Origin of the sequence: Haladaptatus sp. QDMS2, from assembly GCF_029338295.1 — an archaeon.
GTDB lineage: Archaea > Halobacteriota > Halobacteria > Halobacteriales > Halococcaceae > QDMS2.
Window position 1 is genome coordinate 1 of sequence record NZ_CP119792.1, and the last position, 11,946, is coordinate 11,946.

Sequence of the window (11,946 nt, forward strand, 5' to 3'; positions counted from 1 at the left end):
CTTGTTCAGCCTCTCTCACAGCCATCGACATCGGTGTAGGCAGCGCAATTAATCACAGTCTCGACGTCGTAATCGTCGACGATTGTTGCCACATGCTCCGTGTCTGTGATGTCCATTTCGTGGAGCGGAATCTCGAATTCTGGAGGTTCTGAATGGTATCCACCGACTACCATGTCGCCTCGATCACGGAGCGTCTTGATGACCACGCTCCCGAGTAATCCGTTTGCCCCGGTAACGAGCGTATACATGCAACGGTCCTGTCGATGAAAATGTAAATATATGCCGACTTAGACATTCGTGTATGGAGATACTCGTTACCGGTGGTGCGGGCTTCATCGGTTCCAATTTCGTTCGATTTCTTCTCGAGGAACGCGATGACTCTGTGATTACACTTGATGCACTCACATATGCCGGTTCACGTGATAATCTCGACGGTGTACTCGACAGTCCGAATCACCGATTCGTCGAAGGCGATATTCGCGACCGTGAGCTCGTAGACGAACTCATGACCAAGGTAGATGTGGTTGTTAACTTCGCCGCTGAGTCTCACGTCGACCGTTCTATCAACGGTGCAGAACCGTTCGTGTCGACGAACGTCCAGGGAACGCAGACGCTACTCGATGCCGCCCTTGAAGCTGACATCGACCGATTCCTTCAGATATCAACTGACGAGGTCTATGGCGAGATTCACGAGGGTCTGTTTACCGAAGACGACCCACTCAATCCCAGAAACCCGTATTCAGCAACGAAAGCCGGCGCAGACCTACTCGTTCAGAGCTACGGGGAGACCCACGGCCTTCCCACGCTCATCACGCGCACGTGCAACAACTTCGGTCCGCGCCAGCACCCCGAGAAGCTCATTCCAAAATTCATTCAACGGGCTGTGAAAGGCGAGACGCTCCCAGTGTACGGCGATGGGTCGAACGTTCGTGAGTGGATCTACGTCGAAGACAACTGCACGGCACTTGACACGGTGCTCCGTGAGGGAGAGCTCGGCGAAGTGTACAATATCGGGAGTGGTGAAGAACTCTCGAACATAGAGACCACTGAAAAGATTCTGGAAGCTGTTGGTGGTTCCTCCGAACAGATCGAGTTCGTCGAAGACCGAGCTGGCCACGATCAGCGATACGCCATCGATGCAACCAAGATTAAAGAACTTAGCTGGGAGCCAACATGGAGCTTTGACGAAGGTCTCGAAGCCTGCGTTGACTATTATCTTTCTACCTGAAAATGTCTAATGAATCGCAGAGGACGGCAAACCAATCCCTGACGACGAGTGGGAAGCAATCGTTCGTAATGTGCCACTGGTTTCGGTCGATTTGGTGATACGACACGAGGGCGGAGTTGTACTTGGGCTCCGGGAGAACGAACCTGTCCGTGGTGAATGGTTCGTACCTGGGGGCACTGTGATGAAGAACGAGACTCTCACTGACGCAGCCCACCGGGTTGCACGTGATGAACTGTGCATTAACGTAACGATTGAAGAACGATTGGGGACATTCGAACACTTCTATAACACCTCTGAAATTGCAGGAGTCGATTCAAAGCACTACCTGGCTACGGCATTCGTGGTTACCCTCAATGTAGACGAACTCAGTCCCGATGAACAGCATAGTCAGTTGAGGGTTTTCGAACCCCCATACGAAAACCTGCATCCGTATGTCGAACGCTACCTCTCAAAATTGGATTGAAGGGTTTCTTCTCGTCGTAGTTACCGCTGATTATTCTTTTTGAGATAGCTGCCGCCACTGGCCAACTGCTTTTGTGAACTCGTTCACCACACCAACCAGTGTCTGTGCCCAGCCAGAGCCTATGTACTAACGAGGACTCTTCGGAAGGGACCACCCACACGCAACGCTCACCGCCCCTTTCACTTCCGCGGTTCTTCCAAGGGGAATCGCCAAGATGTCCTTCAAAACCCGCTCTGGTCTCTATATCACTCTCTGACTGAATCCTATCCCCCACCTCCTGTGGTGAACTGGTTCACATCCCCGTGATTGCTATGAACTTCCTCACAGTCTACGAGTAGCGCCTTGCGCTTTTGCTTCACTCCTGTGCTTGTCTGGACCGACTGAGCTTCCCGCAACTGACATCCGTCGACCGATTTGGCCATCGCCTCTAACAGGTCGTAGGCGTACCGTCGCGAGACTCCCACACAGCCTTTGATTTCCGTTGCGGAGACAGACACCCGAGACTGGTCCCCACGTTGCTTGTTTGCTGCGTACTCGAGGATGACTACGAATTTCTGCTCTTTCGTGGATGCTTCTGGTGAAATATCACCAAACTGTGTGAGGCGCTCATCGACCTCTGCGAGATGTGTCTCTATCTCATGCAATCGCTCACTGAACTCTCGACCCTCATTGGGTAGGTCTTCCATCGACTCAATATCCGCTGCAATTGCGTGGCGCACCGTCGCTGTGAGCAAAGGGATGCACTGTCCAGTTACGGTTGCAAGCGTCTCCTCAATCTCTTCAACTGCTATCTCCAGCTCATTGAGTCGGGCGATTACCTCCTCATCGCTCACGAAAAATCACCACTATGCACTCGCCATACAAATCGGTCGATTGGCCCGATTGCTCGCAGAAACTCAGCGATCTGTCCGGAATCGTTTTCACGATGTATTGTCGTATCTTTCATTGCTTCTCACACGGGAAGCGCGGTCAGGTGTTCCAGCACCTGGCCATTTTGTGCGATACCGCGCTTCGTCCAGAGACACAACTGGGGGTGGTATAATTATTGTGATTAGCACATTCTAAAAACAATAACGATTGGACTTGCCCAATCATTATATTCACATCCCCTGAATTCACGTTCAATGCCGGCTATCTCTCTCAATCCAACCGACAACGCAGTTCTTGATCTCACTGAGGGTCGATGTACGCCCTCGTACATCGCCCAGGAAACGTCCTACTCTCGAGGGAACATCCAGAACCGCCTCCTCAGACTCGTCGAACACGGGTACGTTCGTCAACTCGGTGGTGGCCTCTACGAACTCTCAGAAGACCCTCGTTCATCCTAACGCTCGGAACGTCGGACCAACTGGCTGAGGACATGCGAAATGAACTCTCTTTCTACGCCAATTTAGAGCCACGATCTTGGAAAAAGACATACGAAATGCACTCTCATTTTCACACTTCACGTCGTGTCGTAGGCAACAGGAATTGAGCTGACGAGAGACCAATGACTGGTGCTCTCTCGAGTTTTCTTGCCAGGATTCGCGGGTTGCGTTTAAGCGAGAATTTCTTACCAAACATTTGGAAGCGTTGTGAGAAGCATTGTTTGGTAAGAAATTAAAATCGTATCCTCGCTGCTGTGCGTTGGAATGTAACTCTCCTATATCGCACGGACATCTCGAAGGTCGACGGGTAGACTGACCTTGCATTCGCAGAGGGAGGGTAGGTTTCGTCTGTTCACAGGAAGTAGGCGTCGTCTCTGTGTAGAATTCTACCAAGTGAGGATCTTACCAGTCCACCAACGGCAAACCGAGAGCAGTTTGGGTTGGGGTGAGGGGGTAGATTTCGTCTGTTCACGGCGGAGACACGCCCTCTCGCTGTAGAATTTCCGGAGGAGTAGTACTCAGAGGGGGTAGGTTTCGTCTGTTCCTGAAGGAACCGGCTCCCCACCAAAAGCAGGAATGAGGGAGAGTACATTTCGTTTGTTCCCACGCAATTTCAGCAGATAGACGACCTATAGAGCCAGATTACAATTAGAGGTATAACAAACGAAACAGACGAAACACTCTACTTTAACGAAACAGAAAACCTGTGATTTTATCAATGGGTGGTGAGTGCGTATGAATATCATATGCCATCCGACGCGTCGAACCCGTTCAACGAGGTGACTCACACACTTTTTTCTCGCAAGGAAGTTCTGAAGGAGGACTACCAGCCGATCAGATCCTTGAACGGGACCAGGAGATTGCCGCCTATCGAGATGCACTCTCTGACGTGCTGTTTGGCAGGTCACCACCGAACATATTCGTCTACGGGAAAACAGGGGTTGGAAAGACGGTTGTGACGCGCTACATCCTTGACGCACTCGAAGAGGAAGCAGAGTCGCGAGAAAGTGCCGATGACCTCACCGTTCTATTCGGAAATTGTACCAACGAAAGTACGTACAGCATTCTCCGTCGTCACATCAACCAGCTCAAATCATCTGCGGAGAAACCCTTCCCAAAACGGGGCCTTTCGACGCGCGATGCGCTCGACGCATTCTACGAACACCTCGACGACCACGGTGGGTCGTTCCTGCTTGTCCTCGATGAAATCGACCACCTGAAAGACTTGGATAACCTTCTGTATGAACTCCCACGTGCCCGGGCGAATGACCACATCACCAACGCCCGTGTCGGAATAATCGGCATCAGCAATGACTACACGTTCAGGAATCGCCTCTCTGCAAAGGTCAAAAGTTCACTCCGTGAAGAGGAGATTTCGTTCACCCCATACGATGCAAACCAGCTACGAACCATCCTGGAACACCGCGCAAAACTCGCGTTTGCCGATGGAGCGTGTGATGAATCAGCCCTTTCGCTGAGTGCGGGACTCGCAGCGCGGGACTCGGGTAACGCCCGACAAGCCCTCGATCTCCTGCTCACTGGAGGTGTCCTTGCCGAACGTGCAGAGGACGACGTCGTCAGAGACACGCACATCGAAACCGCCTCAAAAGAGGTCGAACGCGGCCACCTCAAAAACAAAATCCAAGACCAAACTATCCACACGCAGTACGTGCTCGAAGCAGTTGCCCGTCTCGACGTCATCGAGGATCTTCCTGCGCGGTCAAAGACCATTCAATCGACTTACGAAGACGTTGCGAATCATTGGGGAGATAGTCCTCTCCAATCTCTCAAGAGCGTTCAGAACCACCTCTCTGAACTGTCGATGCTCGGGTTCCTTACGATGAACGACAGAAATAGTGGACAATCAGGAGGTCGATTCTACCAATACGACCTCGATTTCGATGCCGAGACTGTCTTCGAAGTTCGCCAGGAACTTGAACAAAAGCGTTCGCTCGAATGAGCGCCCTGAACAGACGAAAGCTATCCTCTCCGGCAACCCATTCACGCGAAATACTACCCGTTCAAGGCTTGTATCCTCCGCGAACAGACGAAAGCTACCCTCCTCCATGCCAGTATTCGATGTAGAGTTGTCTTCACCAAGAATTGACGAAATCTACCCTCTCGGACCAGCAATTCCCATGAAATTCTGTTGGGTGATCGGTTGTATCTCCTGTGAACAAACGAAATGTACTCTCCCTCCCACCAGGGTTTGATGGATGACTTTCTTCAGAACAGACGAAAGCTACCCCCTGCGAATTCCACTTCCTTATGAAATTCTACAGCGAGAGGGCACTTATCCACCGTGAACAGACGAAATCTACCCCCCCCTCCGATGAGTAACCACCACGAAATTCTGTACAGAGACGAGTCTTATCTCTTGAGAACAGACGAAATGTACTCTCCCCTCTCCAGAATTTGATGGGTGGGTTCCTCTCCTCTGGAACAGACGAAAGTTTCCATCCCCGACAATCAAATTCCCTGAAATTCTACAGTGAGACGGCGTCTATCCATCGTGAACAGACGAAACCTACCCCCTTCGATAAGCAACTCCCCCTAAGATTCTGTACAGCGATAGGCTGTATCTCCTGAGAACAAACGAAATGTACTCTCCTCTCTCCAGAATTAGATGTGTTGCCTTCTTCATGAACAAGCGAAATGTACCCCTTCTGAATGCTATTTCCCATGAGATACTGTAGATAGAAGGCGTGTATCTGCCGTGAACAGACGAAACCTACCCCCCACTATCTCGTTCAAGCAACTCGGAGGTGTTGTCCACTCTGACTGACGATACTCGTCGCAAAACACACGAGCGGAAAGAATGAGACTCCTCGACTACGCACTCTAAGCGTTTTCCACCGGGCGTGGCATTGACTCAATCTCCCGTATCTCGGGTGTTTTCTTCACCTTGGCGTAGGTTTCGCGCCACACGTCTTCGTTGAAGAGGTTGTTACGGTCGAACAACTCCCGCGCTTCCGAGGTGATACGATAGAACTTGTAGGGAAGGTCTCGACGCCGTTTACCTTTGGGGAACTCAACGGCCTTGACGACTCCCGCCTCAGTGAGCTTTCGGAAATGTCCCTCGATTGCGCTTCATCCGATGCTCGGGTTCGTGTACTCAAGTTCGGGGACACTTGGCAATCCCTTTGGGTGGCCGACGATATCCGAGAGGAGACTGGCACGTGTGTCTTGAGTTATGAGTTTGAGTGCGGTCCACGTATCGAACCCATCGGTTTCGCCCGGTTGACTGGTGTGTCCCATCAACGAGTTCTACGTTCCTAATGCGTACTAACTGTAGTGGTCAACACTGTGATGGTCTATACTGGGATAGTTATTGACTCATTCTTCCAACCGAGACAGGGAACGAAACTCCTCAATAAATCTGGTTCAATCTAACCGAATCAGCTGAGCGTCGCCTTGAACTGATACCGATTCAATACACTCGAAACCGGAAGGTCGTACAGACCCCCATCATTGGTGTGGTAATCGTACGCCTCGTCATCCGGCTCAAATGCACCAAAGATACGGAAGTCTACAGAAATCGAGGCAGAGTGCCTCGGGGTCTACGAGAGAGCGTGCTCTTCGTGATAACGAGAGACCTGCGGTCTCTCGAACCACTTGTCCCCGAGGTACTTCACTCATTCACTCTAAGTTAGTTTCGAGTTCCGCGAGTTCTGCATCAAGATCTTCGTCGGTTCTCCCCTCCCCGATTTTACGCGTAGGTTCCTCAGGAGTGGTGTCGGATCGGTGGTGTCCGAACATGCGGTAGAGCTGGTCGAGGTTTGAGAGATATCGCTGGATGTCTGTTCGGTCGCTGAGAGCGTGGTAGTACCCGTCACTGGTTTTACCGACGTAGTCGGTGTCATAGAGGCGTTTGAGCGTGGTGGTTGCGGTGCCTCGAGGGATATCGAGTTCGTCTGTAACGTCCTTTGGAGTGTATCCCCATTCCGGGTTCTCGTACAGGAATTGTACGATGTCGGATTTGGTGGTTCCGGGTTTGAGATTGAGTTCCGGAACGTGTGATTCGAGATGAACCGGCATTGTAATCGAATGTAGCTCATAGTAGCATAAAGTAGTATCGGACAGATATCACACCCTCAACAAGACCGCTATCAAAACTAGAGGTGGAGTGACAAAGGTTTCCACTAGAGGAGTGTATCGTGGAAGGTGACTTGGTGTCGATTCGTTTCACAGCTCGCGGAGTCCACACCGGCGAATTCGATTATATTGAACCAACAGGGAATTCGTTCATAGTGGAGGCACTTGAAATGGTTCGAATGATGGATGGCGTAATCGTGAAGTACATCGAGGATAAGCCTCCAGATACTTTGTCTCGATTTCTGTAGAGGTTGTTGCAATCGAGTTCGAGTCTTGGCGGTCTTGACTCTTTGAGGGCGTCTCATTCGAACACGCCCAGGTGAGACGAATTGTTCTTTCCATTTTCTTTGTAACGTGAATAAATCCCGTATAGAGCGGGCAATAGACGTCGGTTGAATCAAGGGTAATGACTGGATGCCATGACAGTGACCCATAATCTTGCTATCGCAACCTCTCGCATATATTTAAAAAACATGAATATATATTGCAAATAGCTACCTACGAGTAGCTATGACCGAGTTCGACCCGGCTCCCAATGTCGACGATACCGAGCGTCGATGGCAGACTGGAACGGACACGTTTGGCCGTGTCTACGACGTGCTCCTCGGGATTACATCCCCGACGAAGTACACCGACATCGCTGAACTCGCAGACTGCTCGCCGAACGCCGCAAAAAAGCACCTCGAACGCTTAGCAGAGATGGGCATCGCCCGCGCTAACACAGAGAGCCGCCCGGCAACCTACGAGCGAAACGACGGCTACCTCGAATGGCAAGAGGCCAGTCGAATCGCAGCCGACCTCACTATCGAAGCGATCATCGCTCGCGTAGAAGCACTCGAAACGAAGCGTGCGGAGTACGAAGCCCAGTTCGAGACGACAGACCCCACAACCGTCAACGTATTTGACCACGATAGCCACGACACCATCCACGAACGGATGACCGCAATCAGCGAGTGGCAGGGCGTGATTCGCAACATCCGGCTGTACGAACTCGCTCGCCAGCTCTCCCAGAACGACGGGCACCTGATTCGCGCCTAAATGAGCTTTCCGTCAGACGATTCGGCTAGTCCACCTGACCGCCAGACGTTGCGCCTCCTGGAACGCCACCTCTCGGCAGACCCCTCGTCGCTGAAACGACGTTCGACCCAGATTCATACGAACCGCGCCTTCTCCACGTGCGATTTGATGCTGGCCACTATCCCGACTCGATAGCAGCAGCCAGACTCGACATTCGATGGTTTTCCACTGGCGATTTCTCCTATCACTACGTCGAGGACCACGAAGATGGTGACCGCTGGGAGTGTCGATGGGATCGCCATCCGAACACGCATAACAGACGATTGCACTTCCACGAACCGCCAGATGCTCTTGAGATTACCGACCTCGAACTTCCGTCGCTGCACCCACTCGAGGTCTACTCGACAGTGCTCACTGCAATTGAGCGCCACATTGAGATGCTGTGGTCGTAGTACCTGTAGTGATAAGTCGAACTCTCTCAACGAGATGGACATCATAGTCCTTCGATACGTAGAGAACCAGCAGGTGTGCAACTACAGCGTGAATGTAACACTACAGTCCTGGGACGCACGCTCTTAGTATACTCCCTTATATGTCGACTATACGTGAAATTCGTTTCGGCGTTCGCACGTATACTCGGTCATTGTTTCACAAACGCCCTCACGCAGCGTCTTTGTATTTCTAAAAGGGTCGAACGGTGGCCTATACGTTGGTAGCTCTCAGCAGTGATCTCGCGGTAGATGAAGCTTCGGAACATCCTCTGAATGAATATGGGGCCGGATGCCACGCTGGGTAGGAGTCCTCCAGGGCTTCGGTCGAAGCTGATGCCTGACCGATGGTTGTGACGAGGGACGTTCCATGGCGGTATATGTCTGCAATCTCGATACCGACGCTATACGCGTCAGCCAGCCGCCGTTCCCGTTCGATGGGCTTTTGGCGAGACTCAGACATAACGACTCTTCGAGACCGTCGTTGTTGATGGTTACCAAGCTCTGGACGTGGGTACCGCGTCACGACAGAGAATAGGGCCACACCTGTAGCGGGAGAATGCTTATCTGATATGCGTACGTAAAGCACTCGTATATCATGTCTGGTGCCAAAACTTCGACCGGGGACGACGGGCCGGAGACCGTTCAGATCAACCTTCGGCTTACACAAGCATTCCTCGATGACATCGACGCAACGTGGGAAGAACAGGGCTTCAACTCGCGCAGCGAATTCCTCCGCTATGCGGCCCGAGACGCTGTCAAGCACCCCGAGTTCTCGCGTGAGGGCTGGAAGCAGATTGCAGCCAGCGAGCACGGACTTCGTACCGGTGAGGAGGGACTCGTGTCCCGGGAGGAAGTTATCGCGATGATGGACAACGACTCGGATGGCGAGTGAGGACGACGAGTGGACATGGAAGTTCGCTCCACGGGCTGCCAAACAATTCGACAACCTCGAACACCACGTTCAGGACCGCATCGTTTCGAAACTCGACGAGATCGTCGACGACCCCTGGCGTGATCCCGGCGATTATCTCGAACCGCTCACCGGTGGCCCTTTTGAGAAGCTTCGTGTGGGGCAGTATCGACTTGCGTGTGTCCTCGATCACGATGCGCTCGTACTTGAAGTCCATCGGATTGAACATCGGAGCGGAGCTTACACGGCAGACGACTGATCCAGCCACCAGTCTCCGTACAAAAGGGCCGAGGGGTGAGAGATACAGGCAGACTACTACCCGTCGTTGTCGGCGGGATATCAAGAAAACGATATATGGTGGCGTGCTGAATATAGAGGGTGAGTTCAGCAGCTGGCCCTTGCGTGTGATTCGTTCTGATTACATCACCGATTCCGGGCACATTGAGCAAAGGAAGACAGACGTTACCGATGAATCTTATTGTCTCTTGAGCGAGAGTATAGCGTAATGGTCTTCGAGGCGTCGATGGCAAGCCAGGCCGATGCGTTCGCTAAGGAAGAGAGGTTTGAGGAGGCAGCACGCTACCGAGCGATGTCCGCGCAAGCCCGATTACAGTCGTGTGGCATCCGGTCGCATATGGACAGCGACGAGGCCGTCGCCGACCTCTTATTCGCCATCTATTATGCTCAACGAGCGGGCGAAACTACCCAAGCGACCTCCCTTCGCAATACACTCACATCCTACGCCTGGCTTCTGCAAGACGCCGCGTACGATGCGCTACAAGATGAATGGTCAAATTCGACGCGTGCGTGTCTTGTCGGGCTGTTCGAGGAGTGGGTCGGTGATGCGCATCTCTTTACGGGGTCGGCAGAAGCAACTCGATACTACGACAGAGCCGAACCGTGGTATCGAATCGAACAACTTCGGGCTAGGGACGACGTGCTCCCGTGTTGGAACTGGGGGGCAGAACCCCAGTTCTTCGAGGCACTCAGGGCGTTTTTCGAATACCTGGAGTGGATTGACCCCGAAACTGCGGACGCGTGGAACATTAGGGACTACGATTCGTTGTTCTTCGACAGGCTTGACAGGAAACGCGAACTCGTTGATTCGTTACGTGTTCAACGGTGAGTCTGCGTTCTGATTCGAACGATTCAATTGTTCGTTAGCGACTAAACTCTTGTGCCAGACTCGCGCGCTGTATGCAGCACGGTTCGTTCTATTCGTCTAATAGCTGACAGTAGCAATACTGGTAAGCCCACACACTTATCAATCGGATGTTCCGTGGGGTCAGATGATGAAAATAAGGCACGCAACAAAACTATCTTCCGAGGTTGTGGAAGTTGAGACTACACGGGCATTAGGACCGTCAGGATGCACGATTTTAGCCGAACCATCGAATTCGACCAGTTTCAGACTGAGGCTGTGCCTACATGTATGCATTGAGAAACCCAGCCTCAACTACCGCACGGTGGTTCAAACGGCGGTAGCGAGGAATCCCACGACTGAAGTCGTGGGTAGCTGACCTACGAGGATTTGAGTGCGAACTGGCTCGTTGTTTGCTTCTTGGGTAATCGTATTCGTACGAATATCTTTTACTGTTGTTCCCAACTTGGTCTGGGCGACCCTGGAAGCTCGTCCGTTGCATCGAGGAGCTCATCCACAGTTGTCCAGGGATAACACCGCCCGTGGAGTTCGAAGAGGCGGAAGTCCTTCAAGTGGACCCAGCTGTACGAGGGGACGTCGATTTGTTTGTCTTCGAGCGTACTCGTCACGTCATCGACTGTAATGTCGATACCAGTGTGTGCTGCCCGGTCAACAAGTGCCTCGAGTTCTGCAGCTTTCGTCTCCTCGTCGACGTTCGTGGCAGCCATAATTTGTGCTCCAGCAGCGAGCACGTCACGCTCTTCTGTGAGATTCTCTTCCATCTCCCAATGGTACGCGCGGGGGAAGGCGTACGCTTTCTCGAAGTACTCGGTTTCTCCAAGTTTGCCGAGTTCGTTGACTTCGCCACCTTCATCCTGTTCGAAGACGGCGGCGACATAGTCACTGAGCGTCGCGGTGATGTGAAATTTGACGCGGAATTCGGGGAGGCGTGGGATATCGATGTCGGTGAGATCCCCGATGAGAAACGCGTACGTTCCATAACGACGGTTCAATCGATCGCTGACCGCTCGTACACGTCGGAGATATGGATCTCGGTAGCTTCCGAGGACGAGATAGGCAGTCTGGTCGCGGTCGTAGATTGCTGGCGTCTCACTGTTGGCCCACGACAGAATCTGCGTCGCTTCGGTAGCCCCGACGTCAAGGCCCCGGAGTGCCCGCTGTACGGCTGTCATGATTTTGCCTGCGTTCGGGGAACGGACGGCCCACTCATATT

Annotated in this window: 12 protein-coding genes and 2 pseudogenes; 10 read left to right on the plus strand and 4 right to left on the minus strand. The window is 52.4% G+C overall.

Annotated elements, in window-relative coordinates; genetic code table 11:
• Positions 1 to 5: 5 nt before the first annotated feature.
• Positions 6 to 248: a sugar nucleotide-binding protein gene (locus P1M51_RS16005; protein WP_276275105.1), complete on the minus strand. Its 243-nt coding sequence runs from the start codon at positions 246 to 248 to the stop codon at positions 6 to 8.
• Between the two features lie 53 nt (positions 249 to 301).
• Here P1M51_RS16005 and rfbB point away from each other — a divergent pair, with 53 nt between their 5' ends.
• Positions 302 to 1,228, plus strand: a complete 927-nt coding sequence (rfbB, locus tag P1M51_RS16010) for a dTDP-glucose 4,6-dehydratase (RefSeq protein WP_276275080.1) — start codon at positions 302 to 304, stop codon at positions 1,226 to 1,228.
• A 13-nt stretch (positions 1,229 to 1,241) separates the two neighbouring features.
• Positions 1,242 to 1,691 (plus strand): GDP-mannose mannosyl hydrolase, encoded by a 450-nt coding sequence (locus P1M51_RS16015; protein ID WP_276275213.1) that lies wholly within the window; start codon positions 1,242 to 1,244, stop codon positions 1,689 to 1,691.
• 263 nt (positions 1,692 to 1,954) lie between these two features.
• Here the strand turns inward: P1M51_RS16015 and P1M51_RS16020 are convergent, their stop codons facing one another.
• A complete protein-coding gene (locus P1M51_RS16020; RefSeq protein ID WP_276275082.1) occupies positions 1,955 to 2,524 on the minus strand; it encodes a hypothetical protein in 570 nt (189 codons plus the stop codon).
• Between the two features lie 291 nt (positions 2,525 to 2,815).
• On the opposite strand from P1M51_RS16020, the gene P1M51_RS16025 reads away from it, so the two are divergent.
• Together P1M51_RS16025 and P1M51_RS16030 are read left to right on the plus strand one after the other, a co-directional pair.
• Entirely contained in the window at positions 2,816 to 3,019 is a 204-nt protein-coding gene (locus tag P1M51_RS16025; RefSeq protein ID WP_276275106.1) for a helix-turn-helix domain-containing protein, read from the plus strand.
• A gap of 928 nt (positions 3,020 to 3,947) precedes the next feature.
• Positions 3,948 to 5,018: an AAA family ATPase gene (locus tag P1M51_RS16030; RefSeq protein ID WP_369685325.1), complete on the plus strand. Its 1,071-nt coding sequence runs from the start codon at positions 3,948 to 3,950 to the stop codon at positions 5,016 to 5,018.
• Positions 5,019 to 6,697: 1,679 nt separating this feature from the next.
• Here the strand turns inward: P1M51_RS16030 and P1M51_RS16040 are convergent.
• Positions 6,698 to 7,096, minus strand: a complete 399-nt coding sequence (locus P1M51_RS16040; RefSeq protein ID WP_276275085.1) for a helix-turn-helix domain-containing protein — start codon at positions 7,094 to 7,096, stop codon at positions 6,698 to 6,700.
• Positions 7,097 to 7,203: 107 nt separating this feature from the next.
• Between P1M51_RS16040 and P1M51_RS20145 the strand changes: the two are divergent.
• The 6 genes and pseudogenes from P1M51_RS20145 to P1M51_RS16065 form a co-directional block, all read left to right on the plus strand.
• Positions 7,204 to 7,401, plus strand: a pseudogene (locus tag P1M51_RS20145) (ester cyclase); the annotation flags it as partial.
• 262 nt (positions 7,402 to 7,663) lie between these two features.
• Positions 7,664 to 8,191 carry a sugar-specific transcriptional regulator TrmB gene (locus P1M51_RS16045; RefSeq protein ID WP_276275086.1) on the plus strand — a complete coding sequence of 176 codons (528 nt, stop codon included), beginning with the start codon at positions 7,664 to 7,666 and terminating at the stop codon, positions 8,189 to 8,191.
• Positions 8,192 to 8,622, plus strand: a pseudogene (locus tag P1M51_RS16050) (hypothetical protein).
• A 634-nt stretch (positions 8,623 to 9,256) separates the two neighbouring features.
• Entirely contained in the window at positions 9,257 to 9,553 is a 297-nt protein-coding gene (locus P1M51_RS16055) for a ribbon-helix-helix domain-containing protein (RefSeq protein WP_276248621.1), read from the plus strand.
• Positions 9,543 to 9,830, plus strand: a complete 288-nt coding sequence (locus P1M51_RS16060) for a type II toxin-antitoxin system RelE/ParE family toxin (RefSeq protein WP_276248620.1) — start codon at positions 9,543 to 9,545, stop codon at positions 9,828 to 9,830. Before P1M51_RS16055 ends, P1M51_RS16060 begins: the two co-directional genes overlap by 11 nt.
• Positions 9,831 to 10,076: 246 nt before the next feature.
• On the plus strand, positions 10,077 to 10,697 hold the full coding sequence (locus P1M51_RS16065) for a hypothetical protein (protein ID WP_276275088.1): 621 nt from the start codon (positions 10,077 to 10,079) through the stop codon (positions 10,695 to 10,697).
• A 464-nt stretch (positions 10,698 to 11,161) separates the two neighbouring features.
• Here the strand turns inward: P1M51_RS16065 and P1M51_RS16070 are convergent, their stop codons facing one another.
• Positions 11,162 to 11,905, minus strand: a complete 744-nt coding sequence (locus P1M51_RS16070; RefSeq protein WP_276275107.1) for a hypothetical protein — start codon at positions 11,903 to 11,905, stop codon at positions 11,162 to 11,164.
• Positions 11,906 to 11,946: the final 41 nt, after the last annotated feature.